We start from the raw sequence: 24,141 nt of genomic DNA, 5'->3' as shown, positions 1-24,141 counted from the left end.
TTTTTATTTCACAAAACCTGTTCCACAAAAGCTATTTCACGAAGCCTTTTTGTTTCAGGTAGGCAGCCGCCACTTTTTTGGCATCTAACCCTTCCACCGCGATACTGGCGTTAAGCTGTTGTAACGTTTTTTCATCCAGAGATGCAAACACAGGTTTTAACCAGGCGTCCATTTCCGGGTAGGCTTTTAACACCGCTTCACGCACAACCGGCGTTGGCGCGTAGATTGGCTGCACCCCTTTCGGATCGCTCAGCGTTTGCAAACCGAGTGCCGCAACCGGGCCATCCGTTCCATAGGCCATTGCCGCGTTCACGCCAGAAGTTTGCTGCGCTGCCGCTTTAATGGTGACCGCCGTATCGCCACCTGCCAGCGATAATAATTGCGGCTGTTCGAGTTTAAATCCGTAGGCTTTTTCAAAGGCAGGAAGCGCATCGGAGCGTTCGATAAATTCAGCGGAAGCCGCCAGTTTGAATTCACCGCCTTTTTTCAGATACGCGCTGAGATCGTCAAGCGAGGTGAGTTTGTTTTTTTCAGCCAGGTCTTTGCGCACCGCAATGGTCCAGGTATTGTTTGCGGGCGCGGGTGTTAGCCACACCAGGTGATTTTTTTCGGCATCGAGTTTTTTGACTTTCTCGTAGCCCTGCTGCGCATTTTTCCACGCCGCATCTTTTTCATCTTTGAAGAAAAACGCACCGTTACCGGTGTATTCCGGGTAAATATCCAGCTCGCCTGCGGTTATCGCTCCACGCACAACGGGAGTGGTTCCTAATTGCACTTTATTGACGGTTTTAACGCCGTGGCTATCCAGTACCTGCAAAATGATATTACCGAGCAACGACCCTTCGGTATCAATCTTAGAGCCGACTTTGACTGGCTCTGCGGCCTGCGCCCCTGCGGCTAACAATGCTAACCCTGCCATGCTCCAACGCGCTGCTAAGTTCATCGTGCTTCCTCACTGTTTTTCTTTGCTTAAAAATCATGGAGTCGCAAAAGTTTAGCTGAGAATTAAGCTACCGGTAAAATCATTGCATGCATTCGCGACCATTCGCATATAAAGGAATGAGTTGGCCATAGCTCCCTAAACCCGATCTGCTACTGCAAGATTGTTTCTTAAGCACTCTGGTTACTATGTCCGTTTTCCACTTTTTAGTTATGTGATCTTGATCACTGTCACTCTCTTATTCTAGCCTTATCTTCACCAACCTCTATTGCATTGATTTTATTATATTTATCAGAATTATAATTCATTCTTAGTAATAGGCTCTGGTCAATAACTCCACGGACAGGAAAGGACTTCCATCATGGCCTCAGACGGCACCCGCTTTACCTTCATCGCGGGGCGCACTCCGGCGGATACCTTTGCGGTGGTGAACTTTAAGCTTAAACAATCCCTTTCTTTTCTGTTCAGCCTGGAGATCACCGTCGCCTGCAATGACCCGGCGATTGGCTTTCAAAAACTCCTCGATGAATACGGGGTTCTCACCATCTGGCAGGGCGAGGTGATTAAGCGCCGGGTACGCGGTATCGTCACCTTCTGCGAACAGGGCGATTCCGGTAAACACCAGACGCTCTACCGCATGACGGTGCGCCCGGAGTTCTGGCGCAGCTCCCAGCGGCAGAACTGCCGCAGCTTTCAGAACTACGACATCCAGTACATCTTTGCCAAACTGCTCAAAGAGATGCGTATCCGCACGCATGACGCGCTGTTCCGCCGCGCGCATCCGGCGCGGGAATTCTGCGTGCAGTTTATGGAATCGGATTACGACTTCATCGCCCGCCTCGCCGCCGAAGAAGGCATTTTTTTCTTCGAGGATGAATATCTCGACGACAGCGACCAGAAACTGACCTTCACCGATGACCGCAGCAACCTGCGCGGCCTCGGGGCGTTCCCCTACAACCCGAATGCCGCCTCTGAATCGTCCACCTACTGCATCAACACCTTTTGTCGCAGCGCGCAAATCCGCCCGGCAAAAGTCACCACAAAGGACTACACCTTCACCGCCCCGAACTGGCAGGCGCAGTACCAGGAAGAAGGCGCAGACCTGTCGTATCAGCGCCCGGACTATGAAATCTTTGACTATCCGGGGCGTTTTAAAGACGAACAGCACGGTGCCGATTTTGCGAAATATCAGATGGACGGCTGGCGCAATAACGTCGATTTTGCCCGCGGCACCAGTAATTGCCCCCAGCTCCAGCCGGGGCGCTGGTTCACCCTCACTGACCATCCGCGCGAGGATTTAAACAGCCCGTGGCAGGTGGTGTCGAGCGAGATGACCGGCAGCCAGCCGCAGGCGCATATCGGCAGCTCCGGCCAGGGCACCACGCTCACCAACAGTTTTCATGTTATCCCTGCCACCCAGACCTGGCGACCGGCACCGCTACCGAAACCGCGGGTGGACGGCCCGCAAATAGGCATTGTCACCGGTCCGTCCGGGGAAGAAATCTACTGCGACGAACACGGGCGTGTGACGGTGAAATTTGCCTGGGACCGGTATAACAAAACCAACGAAGAAAGCTCGTGCTGGGTGCGTGTCTCGCAGGCGTGGGCAGGCACCGGATTCGGCAACATCGCCATCCCGCGCGTCGGCCAGGAAGTGATTGTCGATTTCCTCAACGGCGACCCGGACCAGCCGATTATCACCGGGCGAACCTATCACGCTGCCAACCGTGCACCGGGCGACCTGCCGGGGACGAAAACCCAGATGGCGATACGTTCGCAGACGTATAAGGGTAATGGATACAACGAACTGATGTTTGAGGACCAGACCGGACAGGAGCTGCTGTCGATGCATGCCCAGAAGGACATGAAGACGATGGTTTTGAACAACCGCGACACCAATGTGAAAGTCGACCACAGCGAAACCATCGGCCATAACCAGAAGGTCACGGTCGGGCTGGGGCAGACGGTGAAAATCGGCAAGGAGAACGCCGCCGGACATGGCCAGAACATCACCGTGGTGCACGACCGCAGCATCACCGTGCGCAATGACCAGACGCTGAAAGTCACCCGCGACCGGACGGTAAACAGCGGCCGCGATGACAATCTGTATGTGGAGCGCGACCTTAAAGTGACGGTAAAAGGCAATCAGGAACACAACACCACAAAAGACCATATCAGCCTGGTGAAGGGCCATCACAGCCTGGAAGTGAAAGGCGACCTGGCCCAGAAAGTGGCGGGGGCGCTGGGTGTGGATGCGCAGGGCGATATCGTGCTGCAGAGCGGGAGCAAAATCACGCTGCAAGTGGGGAGTTCGTTTGTGGTCATCCATCCCGGCGGTATCGACATTACCGGGCTGAAAATCAACCTTAACGGTGGGGGAAGTCCGGGGACTCCGGTTAAGACCCTGCATGCGGCGGTACTGAGCCGTCTGGGTGATAAGGAGGGTTCGGAAGATGAACCGCTGGAGGATGAAAGCGGGAGCAGCGTCGGAAATAGTTCCAGCAGTAGCGACGGTTCAGGGAAACAAGACGAGCCGGAAAGTGAAGAATCCGGCATTTGGTTCTTATTTTCATAACCGGAGTCTTATCCTGGCAGCAAACATACCACAGCAATTGCAGTGGTGTACAAATTCAGGACTCTTCCACAGTCCGATCCCATTGATTTTCATCATTGCATAAACGCAGGGAGAAATAGATGAAAATGGTATTACCCGTTGATGGATACCGTTCAGCCACGGACTTCATGGAGGCCATGCAGGGTACGGCAAGTGACGCCTACTGGCTGCTGAAACCCGGTGAATTCTGGCATGGTGGTGTTCACTTGTACGAGAATTTCGCGAGTAACGCTTTCTACAGACCGGAAAGTCATGGACTGAAATGCATGACAGATGGACACGCAGTGGCCTGGCGCCTGAATGATAATTACCAGACGGCAACTTATGATAATAACTTACTGAAATTTAGCTCAACTTTTGTGCTCATTAAATCCACCTGCGTCCCGGACGAAGATAAATCCGCAAACGCTCTGGAGTTTTATACCCTGTGGATGCAGATAGCCCCGCTTTCTGAATACGGGACTGATACACCCACTGCTACTGTCACCGCCAGTTCACTTAAAGTTCGCCAGGATAATCCGGCTCAAGGTTGGGGGCGTACAGGTCTGTCGGTCGGAAATGTTCCTGATGCCAGCCACTGCTATGAGGCTCCTCTGGACACCCATACCACTTTGCCAAAAGACACAGTGGTAGAGATTGAAGAGGAAGCAACGTTTCTACTTAATGGTCAACCTGCCCCCTTCATGTTTGTGCGGGTGAAATCTGTGCCAGACGGTAAGGTGTCTGGGCTGTCAGCAGGCGAGTCTGGATGGATTTCCGGACTGGATACATACGTCAAGCGCAAGGCCAGTAATCTGCCAAACTGGATGCAAAAGGCCCGTGAGCCTGGGGTATTTAACCAGGTCGTATCAGGCAAAACTGTTGAGGTAAAAGCCGGTGACCTGATCGGTCATCTGAGCTACCACGAGCGTCCGGAGAGTGCCCCACAGCATTTCTGTCATCTGGAGGTCTTCAGCCAGGATCAACGTATGGAGGATTTTCTGGCGAATAAAGCAGGCGTGACGAAGGGTGCAACACATTTGCATACGCTGGCGAATAAGACGCTATGGAAGTACATCGCAGACACCGAGACATTTGTAGCAGCAGAAGTGGGTGGAGCTCCCTCTTTATCGACTGCGGAACGATTCACATCTGAAAGCGACTGCCAGAATAAAATATCAGACGGAAAAACCTGGTATGAAATTCCCGCAGAATCGGCATGGATGTCAGCTGATGATGTAGAGAAGGTCAATCAGTTTGACCTTGAAAAACGGGGTTTTATCCGGCTGGAGCAAAATGAGGAGCCTCAGAGCATTTTCCAGACCCCGCGAGAAGGATGGCTGCGTCAGACGTTTGGCCGGCTGGAAGAGCTGACCCGAAGTGAAAGCAGTGACACATACTCGTCGGGTGACGCTGAAGGTTATCAGAAGTTACTTCAGGAAATGGATACCAACCAAGACGGTTTGATTGATGCAAACGAGCTATGGCGGTATCTGCATAATAATCAGCCGCATATACAGTATCAGGTACAACGTCTGGTGGTGAAGCATCACAGCGAATGGCTGAAAGATGGTATGACGACCCTATGGCAGACGGCGCTGAATGAACAGGCAGGAAGCTACCCGGAGCTGGCGCTGTATAACTATGAGTATATTAACAAGCTGGTGTGGATGAAGGATGTGCAAGAAATCCGCAGCAGTGAAGCCTTGTGGCATATGCATCCGGTGGTGTTTTTGGATGCAATGAGTATCAAGAGTGTGTGTGCTTGTAATAGGGATATTACATTTGATGAAATCAAAACTATCGCACCAGGTGTCAGCGATACCGTTCTTATAAGCAATCTTGAACAATTAAATCAAGGATTTAGACAATTTGGAATAAATACTTGTCGAGGTAAAACCCATTTTCTCGCTCAAGTTTTACACGAAAGTGGATATTTCAGATTTACCAGTGAAATTGGAGGTAGAAATGCATTTTATCAGCCATGGTATGGCAGGGGGTTAATTCAAGTAACGCTGGAAACAAACTATATCGCATATGGAAATTATATTGGAGAGGATGTTAGCTCTTCCGCGACCAATAGAGATAAACTTACAACCCTTCCACATAGTGTTTTATCCGCATTTTGGTTTTACAAAATATATAAATCACTTGACACCCCAGCAGACGATGATGATTTTAATAAAATCACAGCCATTATTAATGGTGGATTTAATGGTTATAATGACCGCCTTAGTATTTTTAACAAAGCAGTCCAAGCATTAAATTCTCAGCATTTTAACAAGCTTATGGTAGATGAGTCATTCTCTTTAGAGAGCAGTGCTATTTTCCAAAGCAAAATTTACTCATTTGGTTGGGGAATATGGCATGACCCAACAAGCACAAAATCTGGTATTGTAAAAAGTAAAGAAGAAGCGTTAAAAGGGTACAGAAGGTCACGAGACTTATTAATAGAATCCCCATTCCCTGAAAGTCAGAGGCACAAAAAGATTTATGGAGTTGAGTACGGATATTTACTGTCTTATATTAATAATAGAATAGATACACTGGAGAGAAATCAATGAGCAAGTTTAATTTTTTATTATTTATTCTTTTTTCATCAAGTGCAATAGCAGCTCTGGAAAAAAACATTGCATGTTTTTCATCTGATGCAAAAAAAGTCAATGTGAAATTCGCCATCATTTATGATGATGACGTCGTTATGAGTTATGTGAAATATAAAAACTCCAAAACAGCGATACCTCTGTTATTTTCTGATACGAGTATAACCGATACCAGAGAGGGACGTCCTGCAGAGGTGGCAACTACGTGGATTGAGTTTATAGATGGCAAAATCAACGGTCAATATACAGTTGTTTCACAAGGAGCTAGATATTATGACTTCGCCTACAAAGATCGCAATGGAAAATCATTACACTTGAACGAAAATTTAGAAGCATATAACAACGAGCTTTCAGATTGCATTTGGAAGTAATCAGATAAATTACTTAAAAAATATATCCGCAGAGATGGAAAGAGGAGTGACGATGCCCTTACTGCCAGAACAAAACATAATGATGCCTGGCACTATTGAAATGGAACATCCCTCTTATTATCCATTAAAAAATCAATATACATGAATAAGTCTCCTGGCATAACTGGAGGAATTTAAAAAAACCACCCTCATGTGTAATGCCAGTCTGTTAAACAACTGACTGGCTTTTTTTTAACTAGCTTTGCCATATTTATACGGCCTCTCCTTTACCACTCTTGGGAAGGCTCTTTCCCTTCTTATTGGTAACTTCACCATCTGCGCCATGCTCTCCATATCACGCATCAGTTCCGGGATCCGACCCGGCAAAACTCCCCGCCGCGTCATCAACTTCCCGCAAGATTCTGAGAAGCTCAGTTGATTCGGCCAGTAACCTTTCAGGCTGACCACTATCTTTATCATCTGATAACGCACCAGATTGTATGCCAGACGCAGAGTGACAGTGCAGAATTCAGCAAGGCAACGGGTGAGCATTTCCGGATTCTTGCACCGCCACTGGATCGGTCAACCGATCCTTAACGGATCGGCATTACAACCCTCAGACTGCCTTTTAAAATAATCACGGCTTTAAAGTTACTTCAGTTCAAACTCACCCTGCTTAACGCGCGCAGAATCCAGCCCGATGAACACGTTAAACTTGCCGGGTTCGGCGACGTGCTTCATCTGCGCGTTCCAGAATTTCAGCGCTTCTACGTCAATCGGGAAGCTCACGGTCTGGGTTTCGCCAGGTTTCAGCGTCACTTTCTTAAAGCCTTTCAGCTCCTTAACCGGGCGACTCATAGAAGCCGTCACATCCTGCAAATACATCTGCACCACGGTTTCGCCTGCACGATCACCCGTGTTTTTCACTTCAACCGAGGCTTCTACTTTGCCGTCCGCTTTCATGGAAGGTGCCGACATTTTCACATCAGAAACGGTGAACGTGGTGTAGCTCAGGCCGTAACCGAACGGGAACAGCGGCCCGTTAGCTTCATCAAAGTAACGCGAAGTATATTTGTTCGGTTTTTCCGGATTGTACGGGCGACCAGTGTTCAGGTGGCTGTAGTACGTCGGGATTTGACCCACAGAGCGCGGGAAGGACATCGGCAGTTTGCCTGACGGGTTGTAATCGCCAAACAGGATATCGGCCACCGCATTACCGCCTTCAGTCCCGCTATACCAGGCTTCCAGCAGCGCGTCGGCCTGTTGGTTTTCTTTCACCAACGCCAGCGGACGACCGTTCATTAATACCAACACCAACGGTTTGCCGGTGGCTTTTAACGCGCTGATTAAATCGCGCTGGCTCTGCGGCAGAACCAGGTCGGTACGGCTTGATGCTTCGTGCGCCATACCTTGTGCTTCACCCACTACCGCCACAACCACATCAGCAGATTTTGCGGTGTTAACCGCTTCGTCGATCATCTCTTTTGCAGAACGTGTATCCACGGAAACCGCAGGTTCGTACTGGTTGAGGAATTCAACAATGCCTTTATCGTCGGTGACGTTAGCGCCTTTGGCGACCACGATTTTAGCGTTGGCACCCACCGCGGTTTTAATGCCCTGCAATACAGTAACAGTCTGGTCGGCAACCCCTGCGGCAGACCAACTGCCCATCATGTCGCGTTTGCTGTCAGCCAGTGGGCCAACCACGGCAATGGTGCCGGATTTTTTAAGTGGCAACGTTTGCAGGCGGTTTTTAAGCAGCACCATGCTTTCACGCGCCACTTCACGCGCTTCTTTACGATGCAGACGGCTTTCGGCGTTGGTGTCTTCCGGGTCTGATTCTTTTGGGCCTAAGTGGCTGTATGGATCGTTAAACAGGCCCATATCGTATTTCACGTTCAGCACGTGGCGGGTTGCATCATCCAATTCCGCCATCGGCACTGCACCGCTTTTCACCAGTTCCGGCAAGTATTTGCTGTAATACTCGTCGCTCATACTCATGTTGATGCCGGAGTTCAGCGCGATACGCACCGCATCTTTCGGGTCACTTGCCACACCATGCTTGATCAGCTCTTTAATGGCACCGTGATCGGAAATAGTGATGCCTTTAAATTTCCATTCATCGCGCAGCAGATCTTTCAACAGCCATGAATCAGAAGAAGCTGGCGTGCCGTTCAGCGAGTTCAGCGCCACCATCACGCCTCCGCTGCCCGCATCCAGAGCGGCTTTGTACGGCGGCATGTAGTCGTTGAACAAACGCTGCGGGCTCATATCAACGGTGTTGTACTCTTTGCCACCTTCGACTGCGCCATAGGCCGCGAAGTGTTTCACGCTGGTCATCACGGAATAGCGATCTGCCGGGCTTTTGCCCTGCATCGCTTCAACCATGGTGCGCCCCATAATTGAAGTCAGATAAGTATCTTCACCAAAGCCTTCGGAAACTCGGCCCCAGCGCGGGTCACGCGAGACATCAACCATCGGCGCCCAGGTCATGTTCAGTCCATCGTCTGCGGCTTCATAAGCCGAAACGCGCCCTACCGTTTTCACCGCATCGAGGTTGAATGAAGAGGCTAAACCGAGGCTGATTGGGAACACGGTACGTTGACCATGAACCACGTCATAAGCAAAGAACAATGGGATTTTCAGGCGGTTAAGGCTCATCACCTGATCTTGCATAGTACGAATGTCGTGGCGGGTGACGGTATTAAAAATCGCGCCCACCTGCCCGTCTTTAATCATCTCGCGAATGGCTTCTTTCGGGTTATCCGGACCGACACTGATTAAACGCAACTGGCCGATTTTCTCATCGGTGGTCATTTTCTTCAGCAAATCAGTGACGAAGGCGTCACGCGCTTCTGGCGTTAGCGGGTGCGGGCCAAACATTTCGTTCGCCAGCGCAGGTTGCAGCGCAAGGCTAACTGCGATACTTACAGAACAGAGCCATTTCATCGACATTACTCTCTTGCTCAGGCCGCCGCAGTGGGCAGCACGAAGTGATAAGACGTGCAGTGTGCCACAAGGTTAAAGCGGTAAGAAGAGTCGCCCCGGTGTTATATGCTGATTTTCCGAACGTTTAAGAAGATTCATTATCGATTTGCGAGCTATGCTTGTAGTCGTCAATATTTTCCCAAGGAGCGGATAAATGCCTAACCCTACCCCATCCCAAAAACAAACATTTATAAACGAACTGAACCGTCTGGTGGGCAGCCAGCATGTGTTAACGGATGCGGCTAAAACCGCGCGCTATCGTAAAGGTTTCCGCTCCGGCCAGGGCGACGCGTTAGCCGTGGTTTTCCCCGGCACGCTGCTTGAGTTATGGCGCGTACTGAGCGTCTGCGTCAGCACCGACAAAATCATTTTGATGCAGGCCGCCAATACCGGACTGACCGAAGGTTCGACGCCGAACGGCAACGATTATGACCGTGAAATTGTCATTATCAGCACCCTGCGTCTGGATAAATTGCAGCTGCTGGATGGCGGCAAGCAGGTGCTGGCCTTCCCTGGCAGCACGTTGTATCAACTGGAAAAAACGCTGAAACCACTGGGACGTGAACCCCATTCGGTGATTGGTTCGTCGTGCATTGGCGCGTCGGTGATCGGCGGGATCTGTAATAACTCCGGCGGCTCGCTGGTGAAACGTGGCCCGGCGTATACCGAGATGGCGCTGTATGCGCGCATTGATGAGCAAGGTAAGTTAACGCTGGTGAACCATCTGGGTATTGATCTTGGTGTTACGCCGGAACAAATTCTCGGCAAGCTCGATGATGAACGCGTCAAACCTGAAAACGTGCTACATGATCAGCGCCAGGCATCTGATAAAGATTATGCTGAACGTGTACGCGATGTGGATGCCGACACACCATCACGCTTTAACGCTGATCCAAGCCGCCTGTTTGAAGCCTCAGGTTGTGCCGGGAAACTGGCTGTTTTTGCGGTACGCCTCGATACGTTTGTCGCCGAAAAGCAAAATGAAGTCTTTTACATCGGCACCAATCAACCAGATGTGCTGACGGAAATCCGCCGTCATATTCTGGCTAATTTTGAAAACCTGCCGGTGGCGGGCGAATACATGCACCGCGATATTTACGATATTGCTGAAGTGTATGGCAAAGACACTTTCATGATGATCGACAAACTCGGCACCGACAAAATGCCGCTGTTTTTCACACTGAAAGGCCGCACTGACGCCTGGTTTGAAAAAGTCCCGTTTGTTAAACCTCACTTTACTGACCGTGTGCTACAGCGCGTGAGCGGCTGGTGTCCGAGCCATTTGCCTCCACGCATGAAAGAGTGGCGCAGCAAATACGAGCATCATCTGCTGCTGAAAATGTCCGGCGAAGGGATTGCTGAGGCGCGCAACTGGCTGGAAAGCTATTTCCAACAGGCCGAAGGGGACTTTTTCGTCTGTACCCCAACCGAAGGCGCGAAAGCGTTTTTACACCGTTTCGCCGCAGCCGGAGCCGCTGTACGTTATCACTCCGTTCATGCCAATGAAGTGGAAGATATTCTGGCGCTCGATATTGCCTTGCGTCGTAATGACCAGGAATGGTTCGAGCAATTACCAGCGGAAATCAGCAACCAGATTAGTCACAGCCTGTATTACGGCCACTTTATGTGTCATGTATTCCATCAGGATTACATTGTCAAAAAAGGGGTGGATGTTCACGCGTTGAAGGAGCAGATGCTCGAACTGCTCCGCACCCGGGGTGCGCAATATCCGGCGGAACATAACGTCGGACATTTATACGAAGCCCCAGACAGCTTAAAACAGTTTTATAAGGCAAATGACCCTACAAACAGTATGAACCCAGGCATTGGCAAAACCACGAAGCATAAATGGTGGGAGGAGCAAACCTGTAGCCATACTCATCACCACGATCCCCATTAAGTTTGGGTGTCAACCACCAGATCGGGGGCTATTCCTCGCTTACTTTTCGTACTAGATTAGACTATCGCAAAGTGGTGTGACCACATGCCACTTTGGTTCTTTGCGTACAGGAGCGAGAAATGTCAGTGCTCGAAACATTGCCAATAGCACGGTTGCAGGTTCGTGACGCAACGCCTGATGATATCCCGGCCATCACCGCTATTTATGAATGGCATGTGTTGCATGGCCGTGGATCTTTTGAGGAAACGCCGCCCACGCAGGCTCAAATGTCTGAACGCTTGCAAGCCGTTCGTTCCCAGGAACTTCCCTGGTTGGTCGCCTTGCATAGCGGCATTGTGGTGGGTTATAGCTACGCAACCGCTTATCGCCCGCGTCCGGCGTACCGTTTTACCCTGGAAGAATCCGTTTACATTGATGCCAGCATGACCGGGCGAGGTGTCGGGCGCGAGTTATTAACCCAATTGATCGCTATCTGTGAGCAAGGCCCATGGCGACAAATGGTGGCCATTATTGGCGACGGTGAAAACAACACGGGTTCATGTCGTCTGCATAGGCAGTTAGGTTTTGAAGTGGCCGGGCAGTTGCGAAGTGTTGGGTTTAAGCTTGGCGCATGGCGCGATACGTTGATTATGCAGCGTCCGCTCAATGATGGCGACCGGACGCTTCCCTGATACCCGTCATACTTCAAGTTGCAGCTTTGTTGGCTACGCTCATTCGCCCGAATCACTTAGTTCACTAAGCTCATCGGGACTCATTCACTTGCCGCCTTGCTGTAACTCGAATTATTTAGGGTCTCGTTTGATTTGCCTTAATCGTCTAAGGCATTGCCCTGCGTGCTATTGCTCGCCATTTGCGCCGCTTTTTGCTTTTTATAAGCCAGAGCGGAACCTGGAACTGGCGTCACTTTGCCGCTTTCCAGGTAATTACGCAGACGGTTTGCATCCGCAAAGTGCGTATATTTCCCGAATGCGTCCAGCACCACTAACGCCACCGGACGATTGTTAATCATGGTGCGCATCACTAAGCAATGGCCCGCGTTGTTCGTAAAACCGGTTTTAGTCAGCTGAATATTCCATTTGTTGTTGTAAACCAAATGGTTGGTATTACGGAACGGCAGCGTGTACGGCGGGTTGGCGAAGGTCGCCATATCTTCTTTGGTGGTACTCAACTGGCCAAGCAGCGGGTATTGCTTCGAAGCAATCAGCAGTTTGGACAAGTCACGCGCCGTGGAAACGTTTTGAATCGATAACCCCGTTGGCTCAACATAACGTGTGTGCGTCATGCCCAGAGATTTCGCTTTCGCATTCATCGCCCGAATAAATGCGTTATAGCCACCAGGATAATGGTGCGCGAGACTCGCCGCTGCACGGTTTTCCGATGACATCAGCGCCAGGAGCATCATATCTTTGCGATTAATTTTGCTGTTCAGACGAACGCGAGAATAAATCCCTTTCATTTCAGGCGTCTGGCTGATGTCGATACTCAGCATTTCATCCATTGGCAATTTGGCATCCAGCACCACCATCGCCGTCATCAATTTGGTAATGGATGCGATGGGACGGACCAAATCCGGATGGCTGGAATAGAGAACTTTGTTGGTTTGCAAATCGACAATCATGGCGCTACCGGAAGCAATTTCCTGCCCGGCAGACTGTTGTACGGTCGATGATACGGAAGCTTTATTCGCGGCCTGAGATGCGAATGGTACGGCAATCATCAGCGCAAGGCTGAGCAATGAGAGACGGATTTTTGTCGGCATGGTGACACTTCTGTAATTATTCAAAAAAATAATGTGTCCTTCGAATCTCTTCACAGCGCGTATGAATAGATGAGGCGCCAGCATAATACGCTGACGCCCCGGAAAACTGCCACAATTGATTCGTAACAATTATCAGAACAGGCGATATCCATAACCCCAGAGAATCACACTGAGCGCTAACAGCACCTCCAGCACCAGCACACCAATGGCGAGCGTTGAGCTAGAAAAGCTCATCCCCTCTTCTTTATTGATGCCCAGGAACTCAGGTACGCCGACATACAGCAGATAACCGGTATAAATCAAAGCTGCCGCCCCTACCAGCACACACAACCACACCAGCGGATAAAGTGCCACCAGGCCACTTAAAAACAGCGGGGTTGCGACATAGCCCGCAAACACCATGCAACGAGCCAGTGACGGGCGATGCGGATAATTTCGCGCCATCCACCAGATAACGCGCCCCATCACGGCAACGCCTGCCAACATCAGTGCATAAAACAGTACGCCTAAATAGAATCCGGTAAACATCGACAATTGAACGAACGTACCGTCACCAAAGTTCCAGCCAATTTGGGTTGTGCCAATAAATGCACAGATAACCGGAATGGCCGCCATGATTAGCACATGGTGAGTGTAGTGATGCGATACCGTTTCGTTCTCGCGTTTTATGGTCTGCATTTCACGATTCGGGTGGGAGAATAATCCCCAGACATGACTCATAACGCCTCCTGACAAACGAGTGAGCACAGTCAAAGTATAATGCACAGCGGCTTGATTGTTTTTTAATCAGTTGAAAATAACCAAGGTGAGAGGGTTAGCGAATTTAATACCGTTACGTTGACGAAACGGCAAAAGCGTCATATTTAAATAACCTACCGACTTATTCCTTCCAGGATTGTTCCCGATGTAGTGCCGTAACCAATGAGCCTGTCGTCACAAGATGACCTTGTTGTTTCTCACCCTTGGTGAGAAACGCACACTTATTGGAATTTACGGAAAACATCATGTTAAAAGCACTTCACCAGGCGCTGGCTGGAAAGCCATGGCTGCAATTACTCGGCTGGTCTTTTATTGTGTCCTCTATCGGGAACGGCCTGACCTATATCGTTATTTTCAGTGAATTAATTCGTCTTTCTGTGCCACCCGCATCGCTGGCTATCGCCTATGTGCTATCCACCGCACCCGGTTTAATCGGCAGTAAAATTGGGGAACGGTTTTGCAGCAAGGCAAACCCATTTCAAATTCTGATTGCCGGTGAATGCCTCGGGCTTTTAGGGCTTGCAGCCCCTTTTATTGCGGTGATGAATGGCTCTGTTGCGCTATTTTTTGTCGCACAGAGCATCTCTGCATTTACCATCGGCATGACCTTCCCGGCCATCAGCAAAATATTTAAAACGGGCCTTAGCGAGAAAGAGCTTCCGGCGGCGACCGCACTCGAAACGCTAATTTTTGCCTGCAATGTCATCTTTGGCGTTGGGCTGGGGCTGATATTGCTGGGGCATATCAGCGTTATCACATTATTGTTCATCGACCTGGGAAGCTTCGCTGTTGCACTGATACTGCTGGGTTTGACTAAGTCACAGTTTCACCAGAGTTTTTCTGTCGTATCCGTATCAGCGGCAAAAGTCCGTTGGCGATCGATTTCCGGCACACAGCGACGGGCAATTTTGCTTTTACCACTGCTGGCTTGTGCCGGAGCACCGGCAATGGCGCTGTTACCGAGTTTGGTTCCAGCAACTTTTTCTGCCCGTGAAGCACAAAGCCTGGCGCTGGCCTTACTTTTCGCGCGCAGTCTTGGGCAATTAGTGGGACCGTTAATTCTGAATCCGGAAAAATTCGAAAAATACAGCAACAGCAATCTGCTGATGCTCGGATGCCTGTTCATTTTTATCGCCTGTTACGGGCTGGTTCCTTTCATGCCGTCACAATATCCGGCGCTGATACTGGTATTTACCGCCCACATTTTCTCGAATGTCGTTGCCTCACTGGCGGTTTATGCCCTACTGAGAAAATTTAATGAAGATCTGGTTCCCGGAGCCATAGCCAAAAGCTATCGCTGGCAGATGATCGTCACGTCTGTGGTTTCCGTTGGCGCAGGTTACAGCGCCCAATATTTTGGCGTGGTGTACGCACTTTATTTGTTCAGCGGGGCGGGATTTGCACTGATTGTTGTGCTGTCGTTCAGCGGGCATTGGTTAAAACAAAAGTCCGCCGCGTTAAGGATTGAATAGCAAATACGGAGGAACACAGCAGCAAGCGCTATACTGTTGTTGAACAACAACAAGGAGTTACATAATTCACTGTGGATATTAATAATCTGATTGAGCATTACGGTTATGCCGCACTGATCATTGGCAGTATGGCAGAAGGGGAAACCGTGACGCTGCTAGGCGGCGTTGCGGCTCACCAGGGGCTGCTGAAATTCCCACTGGTGGTGCTGTCTGTGGCGCTCGGCGGAATGATTGGCGACCAATTGTTGTATCTGATTGGCCGCCGCTTCGGCGGCTCGATTAAAGAGCGTTTCAAAAAACATCAAAAGAAAATCAATAAGGCGCAGCGGCTGATCAACCGCCATCCATATTGGTTCGTGATTGGCTCGCGCTTTATGTACGGTTTTCGTGTGATTGGTCCCATTTTGATTGGGGCCAGCCGCCTGCCGCCAAAGATATTTCTGCCGCTCAACATTCTGGGTGCCATTCTTTGGGCAATGCTGTTTACAACACTGGGGTATGTCGGAGGAGAAGTGGTTGGCCCATGGCTACATAACCTGGACCAACATATTAAGCACTGGATTTGGCTACTGGGCGTGGTTGCCGTGGTCTGGCTGGCGCGTTACTGGTTTAAACATCGCGAGAGCAAACAGCAAGATTAGCCTTTGGGTTTGAAATGAGGGTTGGCGAACATAAAACCGCCATCTACGATAAACGATTGCCCGGTGGTGTAACTGGCGCTATCTGAACATAGCCATGCGACCAGGCTGGCAATTTCTTCCGTTTCCCCTGCTCGCCCAAGCGGGATTTCAGGGATTCTGCTTTTGGCTCCGTCGCCTTCGCTCATGTTATTCATCGGCGTGGCGACAGCGCCTGGCGCCACTGCATTCACCAGAATCTTGTGATGAACCAGTTCCATTGCCATTGATTTAGTCAGCCCGCCCAGTGCATGTTTGGCGGCAGTATAAGCGCAGGCATCCGGCAGCGGGGTGTGCTCGTGAACGGAGGTGATATTCACAATCCGCCCACCCTGCCCCTGCGAAACCATCGCCCGCGCGACTTTTTGTGAACATAAAAATGCGCCGTCCACGTCCACAGTAAACAGCTCTCGCCACTCTTCGAGAGTGACATCAAGAAACGCATTTTTACTCATCGCCCCGGCATTATTCACCAGCGCATCGACGCGCCCGAAGCGAGCAATCAGCTCATCAATACCCGCAGCACCGTCTGGCAGATGGGCTAAATCGAGTTGAATTGTTTCCGCTCGCCTGCCAAACCCTCTGACCTGACGCGCAGTTTCTTGCGCGCCTTGTTCATCAGAATGCCAGGTGATGCCCACATCGAACCCTTGCTCAGCCAGTATCAACGCACATTTTTTGCCGATACCGGAATCCGACGCCGTGACGATAACCACTTTATTCGCCGTACTCATCACCACCTCCAGGCTAAGTTCAATCAGCTTTTAATTATAGGAGGTGGCGAGAGAATCGCGTCTGTTATGCCTTACCAGATTGATGATAACCGCCACCGAGCGCAGAGATTAACTGCACGTCAGCATTGAGCCACTGCCCGTGGAGTTGAATGGCTTTCGCCTGTTCTGACAGCTCCGGCAAGGTTGCAGCACTGAATCTGGCTCCTGAAATCACACCTGCTTTATAACGCGCCTGAGCAAGAGTTGTGAGTTTATGAGTGGCTTGCAATACCGTCTTCTGATGCTGGTTTTCAGCCGCTACGGCATTCAACTGGCTGGCCGCTTTTTCAACGTCATTCACCGCACCGACCACCGCTTTGTTGTAGCTGGCAATCGACAAATTACTTTCTGCGCGAACAATATCGAGATTCGCGTTCAGTCGGCCACTGTCGAAGATAGGCAGCGTGAAGCCGCCGATAATACCCATTTGCTGAGCCGAGCCACGGAACAAATCACTCAGGTGCAGTGCATCATTTTGCAGGAACGCCCCCAGGTTCACATCCGGGTAAAACGCAGCTTTTGCGGCATCAACACTGCTCAATGAGGATTCGATATACCAGTGCGCTTCCTGAAGGTCCGGGCGGCGAGCCAGCAGTTCATACCCCATATTTTCAGGCACGCTCGATTTCACTTTCGGCAGTTCGACACGTCGGATATTGGAAGCCGCATGCGCATCGCCGGTAATTGCAGCAAGCTGCGCTTTAGCAATATTGATGCGCCCTTCGATGTCATCGAGTTGCTGCTGAGTTTTCACGTAATCAATATTGGGTTCAACATTATCAACCGATGAATTGATCCCTCGCGCATAAAGTTTTGTCTCGACATCAACAATATTTTTCTGTGCTGCGAGGGTTTGCTGTTTGACATCTTTTAACGCCAGCAGCGTTTGCATATCCCAGTACAAGCGCACGACGTTTGCCGAAATCACCTGTTTGGCTTGGGCAAGTTCAGCCTGTTTCGCTCTCATGACGCCCACTTTCGCTTCCACTTCCGAGCGATTTTTTCCCCACAAATCCAGATCCCAGCTTGCCGTCAGCCCAAAGGTACCGTTGGTGTAATACGGGCCGGTGGTGCCAGCTGCCGGGTCAGTCAATGCAAACGGACCCATCACCCCTTCCTGAGACATTTTCTGACGCTCAATATTGGCGGAGAAATCCATTTGCGGGCCGTCACTGGCCTCCTGCATTTGCGTCTGCGCCTGCGCAAGTTTAATGCGCTGCTGCACGACGGCCAGATCCGGAGAGTCTTTCAGCGAACGTTCAACCAGCGTATTAATCTGGCTGTCATGATAATCACGCCACCAGTCACTGCCCGGCCAACCGTGCGCCAGTTCAGGAGGTAGTTTGGTATCCAACTGTTGTGGAGGAGTTTTTTGTGCGAGAGGTGCATCGTTATTGTGCATTGGCGCACAGCCGGACAAAACGAGCATTAACGCGACGCCTGTCGCCGCGAGAGGGAAACGTGAGGAAGTCATAATTAACCACAGAGTAAAAGAAAGTGCTCAGGTTACGCATTCCGTTACGCAAAAGTTTAGGTATCAGTGGCAATACACACGAGGTTAATAAGGGATACAATTTGAAACTAGTTTATCTACATTACTATTACCGTGATAAAAATATCACAATCAAATATCACTATGGTGATTAAATTTTGACATAGCTTCACCTTTCCACCCGTTTGCGCTCAGCACTCGGCGTTACGCCAAAAACTTTCTTATACGAGGTGGTGAAATGGTTGCTGTTGGCAAAGCCACACAAAAAAGCCACTTCGGTAATCGTCATGTCGGTTTCTTTGAGCTTGACTCGCGCCGAGACCAGGCGCAGGCGTTTCAGATAGTTTTCCGGCGTCAGCCCCGTCACCTCTTTAATATGTCGTGACGTGGTACGTTGAGTCAGGTGAAACTGATTTGCCAGTTGCTGCCAGTCAATCTCGTTAAAGCAGTTTTCTTGCAAATAGCTGAGTAACTTATGCAGTTTGTAGCGGGTATTGCTGTATTCAGCCTGCGACTGCGCATAAATGATTTGCGTCACTAAGGTAAAAAACAGCGACTCTTTTAAAGCCTGATTTTCAACGCCCGAACTCTGCTGATGGAAAATGTCGTTAATCAACCGTTTGCAGTGTGCTTTAGTCTCCGGCGTAAGCCAGCCGTAATTTGCCGCCGTGTTGCCCGCAATACGGTTCAATAATTGTTCTATTCCGGTTAAATAAACAAACTCCAGCTGCGGATTAATTAAAATATTGATGAGCTTTAAGGTGCCCAATTCATCGTAAAAATGAACATCGTTCTCGCCAATAAAAAATACATCGCCCTGCTGGATAAAAATCGGCTTGCCATTAATCACATGCAGGCCGTGCCCTTCCTCAACAATCACCAGTTCCTGAAAGCTATGGCTATGCTCGCAGTTGTTGTCTTCCGGGTCGCTGGCATAAAGAGAAAGCTTGGTCTGCTCATCGGGAAAATACTTACTGACTTCTAACTTATTAATCATTACGTTCTCGCAAAACCCACCACTCTGGACTGTGGGAAAAATAAAACACTCCGGCCTAAATAACGATCCCGATTTTTTAAATTGTGACAACCAACCACTGCACCCCACTGAAAATGCCATTCACTAACAATTACTGGCAGCCTGAGAATAGATGAAAAACAGAGTTGCCCTCTAAACTCGGCTCATTGCTTCATCATTAAGGGCTCGGTATGTCACAGGCATTGCAGAAAAATGGTCATCTAAAGATGGTTCGTCATCCACATATGTTGGCCAAAGCACAGGAACTCATTCCTGAACTCTATCACCATGATGTTCTCCCCCAGGCGATGATTAGCGCGCAGCCGGATGCGCAGCAAATTCACGGTTGGCGAGCGGATGTAGTGAACAGCGCAGAAGATTTCTTCCAATACGATTTCGCGCAGGGCGAGCACGTCATTATTGATTTCGGCAAGCATTGCGTCGGTTACCTGGAGTTTACCTGCGAAGCGGTCGGCAGCCCGCCAGATGCTCCAGCGCATCTGCAATTTATCTTTGGTGAAACGCTCGCAGAAGTGGTTGAGCCTTTTTCTGAATATAACGGTTGGTTGAGCAGCAGTTGGCTCCAGCAACAGGACTGTTATCTGGATGAATTGCCAGGCCATACGCGACTTTCACGTCGTTACTGCTGCCGCTATCTGCGCATTAATGTTCTGGCGCTGTCACGCAAATTCCAGCTGCGTTTTACCTCTCTGAAGCTCGATACCGTCACTTCCGCGTCGCTTGCCACCCTACCCGCCTGCGAGACCGTGGATCTTCAGTTAAAACGCATTGATGAGGTGGCCGTTAACACCCTGAAAAACTGCATGCACGACGTGTTTGAAGACGGACCCAAACGCGACCGCCGCTTGTGGCTCGGTGATTTGCGCCTGCAAGCGCTGGTGAATGATGTCACGGTGCAAAATTACTCCCTGGTCAAACGCTGTCTTTATCTTTTCGCAGCCATGACGCGGGAAGATGGCATGGTGTCGGCGAATATTTTTGTTAAGCCGCAAGTAATTTCTGACGATACTTTCCTGTTCGATTACGCACTGTTTTTTGTCGATGTGCTGCAAGAGTACGTCGCGGTGACTGATGACAGCGAAACACTGGCGCAGCTTTGGCCGCTCGCCTGGCGGCAAATCGAGCTGGCCATGGAGCGAGTCGCTGGAAACGGTATCGTGCGCGACAGCAGCGACTGGTGGTCATTTATTGACTGGCACGAAGACCTCAACAAGCAAGCGGCGTCTCAGGGGGTGCTGATCTACTGCCTCAACAAAGCATTAATGCTGGCGCGTACTTATGACAGCAGCAAAGTCACATGGCTTGAAGCACAGATTACGACGCTGAAAAGTGCGGCACTTCGCGAACTTTGGGATCCACAAAGCGGCTTTTTCGTCAGTGGTGAATCGCGACAAATTTCCTGCGCTTCGCAGGTCTGGCTGGTGTTGGCAGATGTCGGTACGCCGGAAAGCCAACGCCAGTTGTTAGCCCATCTGTTAACTCATCCACCGGAAATTCAGATGAACACGCCCTACATGATGCATCATTACGTCGCGGCGTTGTTGCAGGTGAATGAACCAGAGCAAGCCACTCACGAGATCAAACGCTACTGGGGGGCGATGGTGGAACACGGAGCCGATACCTTCTGGGAGCTTTTTGATCCGCTACGGCCTGATTTTTCCCCTTATGGCAGCAAGCTCATCAACAGCTATTGCCACGCCTGGAGCTGCACTCCTTCGTGGTTCATTAGAAAGTACCTACTGTAAAACAACAACGTCGAGAACCTACTTATGTCTACCTCTACTGTATGGCGGCAACGCTTCGGCTACGGCATTGCGGACTTGTCCTGCAACCTCGTGTGGCAAATGATCTCGTTGTACCTGATGTACTTTTATACCGATGTGATGGGACTACCCGCCTATTATGTTGGCCTGATGTTCCTTGTGGCACGTCTGGTGGATGGCGTCGCGGATGTACTGATGGGGCTGGTGATTGATAACACCAGCACCCGTTGGGGCCGCTGCCGCCCTTACCTGCTGATTGGTGCGGTGCCTTTCGGCTTGCTGTGCGTGCTGGCGTTTTACGTACCCGATTTTGGCACCACAGGCCGGCTGATTTACGCCTTCATCACCTACTTGTGTCTGTCGTTTCTCTATACCATCGTCAACATCCCGTTCTGCGCGATGCTGCCCTTCCTGACCAGTGAATCCAAAGAGCGCACCACACTTTCAACGGTACGCATCTTGCTGGGCTCGCTAGGTTCGACGATTGTCGCCGTCGCCACATTGCCGCTGGTAAAAGCGCTGGGCCAGGGCAATCAGGAGCACGGTTTCTTATATACCGCGATGGTATTTGGCGTGATTGCGACCTTCTTTTTGCTGATTAGCTTTCGCAATGTCGAAGAGAAAATCAATATCACCTCAGAAAAGATGACCTTAAAACGTGCCTGGGTCAGCCTGCGCAATAACCCGCCGTGGTTTGTTTTTGCAGTGAATATCTTCCTGATGTGGGGTGCCTTTTTCTTCCAGACGGGCGCACTGGTGTACTTCTTTAATTACTACGTCGGCAATAGCGAATTAACCGCGCTGGTGGCCGGGATCTCCACCTTCGTACCATTATTGGGTACGCTGACGGTTCCGTTGCTGGCAAAACGCATGAAAAAACGCCACGTCTATCTTGTCGCCTCTGCTATAAACCTGGCGGGTATGGCGGTGATGATTTTCGCAGGCGTGAACGTGATGGCACTGGTTGCAGGGGCTGTTATTTTGTCACTCGGCGCCGGGCAACGTACCGCGATTTATTTCTCAATGCAGGCGGACCCGGTTGATTACGGCGTCTGGAAAACCGGAATTAATACCGCCGGAATTTTAACCTCCATTAATGGTTTCCTGGGCAAAGTGGCGATGGCCGGTGCGGGCGCTATTACCGGAATTATGCTCTCCGCCAGCGGTTATGTGGCTAATCACGCACAAAGTGTTGATGCTTTATTCGCGATCAAAGCCTGTTACCTCTATATTCCTGCGACGCTAATTGTCGTCTCAATGTTATGGATAGGTAAATTTTATCGCCTCGATGACCATTACGAACAAATCCGTGCCGATTTAGATTCTGGTATTAACGCAGCCAATTCAGACCCTGCATTTAATTTAAATAAGAGTCGTGCGATGTAATCAGGAAGTTTAATTAAAAAAATACCTCTGGTTTTTACAAGGAATTAACTCATGCGTATCACAAAGATTCGCGCAGGGATTCTCTGCGCCTTTTTTGGGCTGGGCTATTACTCCTCAGCTCAGGCTTCAACTCCCTTATCAATAGAACAAAGACTGACATTGTTGGAGTCGAGATTAAATCTGGCCGAACGAGAAGCGAGTGAAGCCAAGCTCCGGGCTGATAAAGCAGAAAAGCGCACCCTCGCCGCCGAACAACAGCTTGCGCAGGTAACGAAGAAACAAGAAAAACAAACGCAACAGATCGAAATGGTGGAAAAAAATAAACGTGATGATGGCTTTGAGTTTTCCGCTTACGCCCGTTCAGGGCTGCTGATTAATGAGCATGGGAAAGGTGGTCGCGGTGGACCAGGTGTTTCACCCGCAAGTTCATTAAATGGGGACGCGCATGTCGGGCGCCTCGGCAATGAAAAAGATAATTACGTAGAATTAAGTTTCAATAAGAAAATGAGTTTTGATGACGGTTCATGGGCACATTTCAAAACCATGTTGGCCGATGGGGCTAATAACCCTGATCCATGGGTTCAGGATAATGACAGCCATCATATCAATATTCGCCAGCTTTATGTCGAAATGGGTGATCTGGCAAGCTTCGGTGGCGTCGCGGAACACGCCATATTATGGGCAGGCAAGCGCTTTGACCGTGATAATTTCGACATTCACTTTACGGATAGCGATATTATGTTCCTCGGTGGAACCGGGGGAGGAATAAATGATGTGCAGTGGACGGATAAATTAAAATCTGACTTTAACGTTTACGGGCGTAATTTTGGCGACCTCGGCAGCGATAATTACAACGACAATGACATTCAGAACCTGATGTTTACGGCCAATAACTTCTACAACAACTGGCAATTGATGTTAACCGGCATGACAGCGCAAGGAAATGACGACTTAAAAGACAACACCTCAACCACCGGAAGCTACGCTTTGCGCAGCGATAATACCGCCAAAAATGGCTATTACGCGATGTTGGCCTACCATGATAAATCCAGGTTCTATGGCCTGGCCCCGGGTGTTTCTGAGACAGCGCTACAGTATGGCGGTGGCTTGGGCGCAGAAGCACGCCAGCCTGGTAGCGACGGGGATTTAACCGAGAATGCGAAATCCTTACGCTTTGCCTCTTACGGCATCGTACCGGTGAGTAAAAACTGGGAACTGGCTCCATCGGTTATTGCCCAGCACAGTGAGGACCGTTATCGCGATGGCGATCGTTACGATTGGGCGACCTTTAACCTGCGCGCTTCACAGGCCATTACGCAAAACTTCGCCCTGCTTTATGAGGCCTCCTGGCAATATATGGATTTAGATCCGAATGGCCGAAGCTACACCTCGGACGGATCAACCTATAACTATCAGGCGGTAAAAGGGGACTTCTACAAGCTGACCTTCGCACCAACCTTTAAAGTCGGCAATGTCTTCGATATTAAAGCTCGCCCAGAAATTCGCTTCTTTGCCACGTATATGAACTGGTCAAAAGAGCTGGATCATTATGCCATCAATGATGATTTCGGCAGCACGGGCTTCACCGCAGGCGGGAACTGGAACTTCGGCGTACAGACGGAAATTTGGTTCTGACAGGAAAAGCTCCAC

At 50.0% G+C, this 24,141-nt stretch carries 17 protein-coding genes and 1 pseudogene; 10 read left to right on the top strand and 8 right to left on the bottom strand.

All coding sequences use genetic code 11. The annotated features are described in order from the left end of the window. Positions 1-31 precede the first annotated feature (31 nt). On the bottom strand, positions 32-943 hold the full coding sequence (gene osmF / locus AC0IWZ_RS05735) for a glycine betaine ABC transporter substrate-binding protein OsmF (RefSeq protein WP_471677874.1): 912 nt from the start codon (positions 941-943) through the stop codon (positions 32-34). A gap of 358 nt (positions 944-1,301) precedes the next feature. Here osmF and tssI point away from each other — a divergent pair, with 358 nt between their 5' ends. From tssI to AC0IWZ_RS05720, 3 genes are all read left to right on the top strand, one after another. Beyond that, positions 1,302-3,515, top strand: a complete 2,214-nt coding sequence (gene tssI, locus AC0IWZ_RS05730; RefSeq protein ID WP_471677875.1) for a type VI secretion system tip protein TssI/VgrG — start codon at positions 1,302-1,304, stop codon at positions 3,513-3,515. Between the two features lie 119 nt (positions 3,516-3,634). Next, a complete protein-coding gene (locus tag AC0IWZ_RS05725) occupies positions 3,635-6,097 on the top strand; it encodes a glycoside hydrolase family 19 protein (protein WP_471677877.1) in 2,463 nt (820 codons plus the stop codon). Beyond that, on the top strand, positions 6,094-6,507 hold the full coding sequence (locus AC0IWZ_RS05720) for a hypothetical protein (RefSeq protein WP_471677878.1): 414 nt from the start codon (positions 6,094-6,096) through the stop codon (positions 6,505-6,507). The genes AC0IWZ_RS05725 and AC0IWZ_RS05720 overlap by 4 nt, the downstream gene beginning before the upstream one ends. 208 nt (positions 6,508-6,715) lie before the next feature. Here AC0IWZ_RS05720 and AC0IWZ_RS05715 read toward each other — a convergent pair. Together AC0IWZ_RS05715 and bglX are read right to left on the bottom strand one after the other, a co-directional pair. Beyond that, positions 6,716-7,056: pseudogene (locus tag AC0IWZ_RS05715) on the bottom strand (IS4 family transposase); the annotation flags it as partial. Between the two features lie 81 nt (positions 7,057-7,137). Beyond that, positions 7,138-9,435 carry a beta-glucosidase BglX gene (gene bglX, locus AC0IWZ_RS05710; protein WP_471679082.1) on the bottom strand — a complete coding sequence of 766 codons (2,298 nt, stop codon included), beginning with the start codon at positions 9,433-9,435 and terminating at the stop codon, positions 7,138-7,140. A gap of 193 nt (positions 9,436-9,628) precedes the next feature. Between bglX and dld the strand changes: the two genes are divergently transcribed. Next, positions 9,629-11,374 carry a D-lactate dehydrogenase gene (gene dld / locus AC0IWZ_RS05705; RefSeq protein ID WP_471677879.1) on the top strand — a complete coding sequence of 582 codons (1,746 nt, stop codon included), beginning with the start codon at positions 9,629-9,631 and terminating at the stop codon, positions 11,372-11,374. A 119-nt stretch (positions 11,375-11,493) separates the two neighbouring features. After that, entirely contained in the window at positions 11,494-12,045 is a 552-nt protein-coding gene (locus tag AC0IWZ_RS05700) for a GNAT family N-acetyltransferase (RefSeq protein WP_034494199.1), read from the top strand. A gap of 137 nt (positions 12,046-12,182) precedes the next feature. Here AC0IWZ_RS05700 and pbpG read toward each other — a convergent pair whose 3' ends face one another. After that, complete coding sequence (gene pbpG, locus AC0IWZ_RS05695) at positions 12,183-13,133, bottom strand: D-alanyl-D-alanine endopeptidase (RefSeq protein ID WP_471677880.1); 951 nt, start codon at positions 13,131-13,133, stop codon at positions 12,183-12,185. A 132-nt stretch (positions 13,134-13,265) separates the two neighbouring features. Beyond that, positions 13,266-13,853 (bottom strand): Yip1 family protein, encoded by a 588-nt coding sequence (locus tag AC0IWZ_RS05690; protein WP_034494197.1) that lies wholly within the window; start codon positions 13,851-13,853, stop codon positions 13,266-13,268. A 284-nt stretch (positions 13,854-14,137) separates the two neighbouring features. On the opposite strand from AC0IWZ_RS05690, the gene AC0IWZ_RS05685 reads away from it, so the two are divergent. Both AC0IWZ_RS05685 and AC0IWZ_RS05680 read left to right on the top strand, forming a co-directional pair. Continuing rightward, positions 14,138-15,364 (top strand): MFS transporter, encoded by a 1,227-nt coding sequence (locus AC0IWZ_RS05685; protein ID WP_034494196.1) that lies wholly within the window; start codon positions 14,138-14,140, stop codon positions 15,362-15,364. Between the two features lie 71 nt (positions 15,365-15,435). Then, entirely contained in the window at positions 15,436-16,005 is a 570-nt protein-coding gene (locus AC0IWZ_RS05680; RefSeq protein WP_034494195.1) for a DedA family protein, read from the top strand. Here AC0IWZ_RS05680 and AC0IWZ_RS05675 read toward each other — a convergent pair. From AC0IWZ_RS05675 to AC0IWZ_RS05665, 3 genes are all read right to left on the bottom strand, one after another. Further along, positions 16,002-16,775, bottom strand: a complete 774-nt coding sequence (locus AC0IWZ_RS05675) for an SDR family oxidoreductase (RefSeq protein ID WP_410372198.1) — start codon at positions 16,773-16,775, stop codon at positions 16,002-16,004. The two genes, AC0IWZ_RS05680 and AC0IWZ_RS05675, sit on opposite strands and share 4 nt — an antisense overlap. Before the next feature lie 64 nt (positions 16,776-16,839). Continuing rightward, a complete protein-coding gene (gene mdtQ / locus AC0IWZ_RS05670; RefSeq protein WP_051873645.1) occupies positions 16,840-18,288 on the bottom strand; it encodes a multidrug resistance outer membrane protein MdtQ in 1,449 nt (482 codons plus the stop codon). Between the two features lie 187 nt (positions 18,289-18,475). Continuing rightward, on the bottom strand, positions 18,476-19,300 hold the full coding sequence (locus tag AC0IWZ_RS05665) for a helix-turn-helix domain-containing protein (RefSeq protein ID WP_425591292.1): 825 nt from the start codon (positions 19,298-19,300) through the stop codon (positions 18,476-18,478). Between the two features lie 212 nt (positions 19,301-19,512). Between AC0IWZ_RS05665 and AC0IWZ_RS05660 the strand changes: the two genes are divergently transcribed. The 3 genes from AC0IWZ_RS05660 to AC0IWZ_RS05650 are packed head-to-tail and all read left to right on the top strand — an operon-like array spanning position 19,513 to position 24,126. Continuing rightward, complete coding sequence (locus AC0IWZ_RS05660; RefSeq protein ID WP_471677881.1) at positions 19,513-21,087, top strand: alpha-L-rhamnosidase-related protein; 1,575 nt, start codon at positions 19,513-19,515, stop codon at positions 21,085-21,087. Positions 21,088-21,111: 24 nt separating this feature from the next. Continuing rightward, positions 21,112-22,491: a glycoside-pentoside-hexuronide (GPH):cation symporter gene (locus AC0IWZ_RS05655; protein WP_471677882.1), complete on the top strand. Its 1,380-nt coding sequence runs from the start codon at positions 21,112-21,114 to the stop codon at positions 22,489-22,491. Positions 22,492-22,542: 51 nt separating this feature from the next. Next, entirely contained in the window at positions 22,543-24,126 is a 1,584-nt protein-coding gene (locus tag AC0IWZ_RS05650) for a carbohydrate porin (protein ID WP_471677884.1), read from the top strand. The last annotated feature ends 15 nt before the right edge of the window (positions 24,127-24,141 follow it).

The sequence above is a fragment of the Buttiauxella sp. AC142 genome, from assembly GCF_979253435.1.
This window is presented reverse-complemented; position numbering and strand designations above follow the sequence as displayed.

What these genes read in the sequence shown, in the direction of transcription:
- pbpG (WP_471677880.1), bottom strand. Translation starts at nt 13,133, where the DNA reads ATGCCGACAAAAATCCGTCTCTCATTGCTCAGCCTTGCGCTGATGATT.
- bglX (WP_471679082.1), bottom strand. Translation starts at nt 9,435, where the DNA reads ATGAAATGGCTCTGTTCTGTAAGTATCGCAGTTAGCCTTGCGCTGCAA.
- AC0IWZ_RS05685 (WP_034494196.1), top strand. Translation starts at nt 14,138, where the DNA reads ATGTTAAAAGCACTTCACCAGGCGCTGGCTGGAAAGCCATGGCTGCAA.
- dld (WP_471677879.1), top strand. Translation starts at nt 9,629, where the DNA reads ATGCCTAACCCTACCCCATCCCAAAAACAAACATTTATAAACGAACTG.
- AC0IWZ_RS05675 (WP_410372198.1), bottom strand. Translation starts at nt 16,775, where the DNA reads ATGAGTACGGCGAATAAAGTGGTTATCGTCACGGCGTCGGATTCCGGT.
- AC0IWZ_RS05650 (WP_471677884.1), top strand. Translation starts at nt 22,543, where the DNA reads ATGCGTATCACAAAGATTCGCGCAGGGATTCTCTGCGCCTTTTTTGGG.
- mdtQ (WP_051873645.1), bottom strand. Translation starts at nt 18,288, where the DNA reads ATGACTTCCTCACGTTTCCCTCTCGCGGCGACAGGCGTCGCGTTAATG.
- AC0IWZ_RS05655 (WP_471677882.1), top strand. Translation starts at nt 21,112, where the DNA reads ATGTCTACCTCTACTGTATGGCGGCAACGCTTCGGCTACGGCATTGCG.
- tssI (WP_471677875.1), top strand. Translation starts at nt 1,302, where the DNA reads ATGGCCTCAGACGGCACCCGCTTTACCTTCATCGCGGGGCGCACTCCG.
- AC0IWZ_RS05725 (WP_471677877.1), top strand. Translation starts at nt 3,635, where the DNA reads ATGAAAATGGTATTACCCGTTGATGGATACCGTTCAGCCACGGACTTC.
- AC0IWZ_RS05690 (WP_034494197.1), bottom strand. Translation starts at nt 13,853, where the DNA reads ATGAGTCATGTCTGGGGATTATTCTCCCACCCGAATCGTGAAATGCAG.
- AC0IWZ_RS05720 (WP_471677878.1), top strand. Translation starts at nt 6,094, where the DNA reads ATGAGCAAGTTTAATTTTTTATTATTTATTCTTTTTTCATCAAGTGCA.
- AC0IWZ_RS05700 (WP_034494199.1), top strand. Translation starts at nt 11,494, where the DNA reads ATGTCAGTGCTCGAAACATTGCCAATAGCACGGTTGCAGGTTCGTGAC.
- osmF (WP_471677874.1), bottom strand. Translation starts at nt 943, where the DNA reads ATGAACTTAGCAGCGCGTTGGAGCATGGCAGGGTTAGCATTGTTAGCC.
- AC0IWZ_RS05660 (WP_471677881.1), top strand. Translation starts at nt 19,513, where the DNA reads ATGTCACAGGCATTGCAGAAAAATGGTCATCTAAAGATGGTTCGTCAT.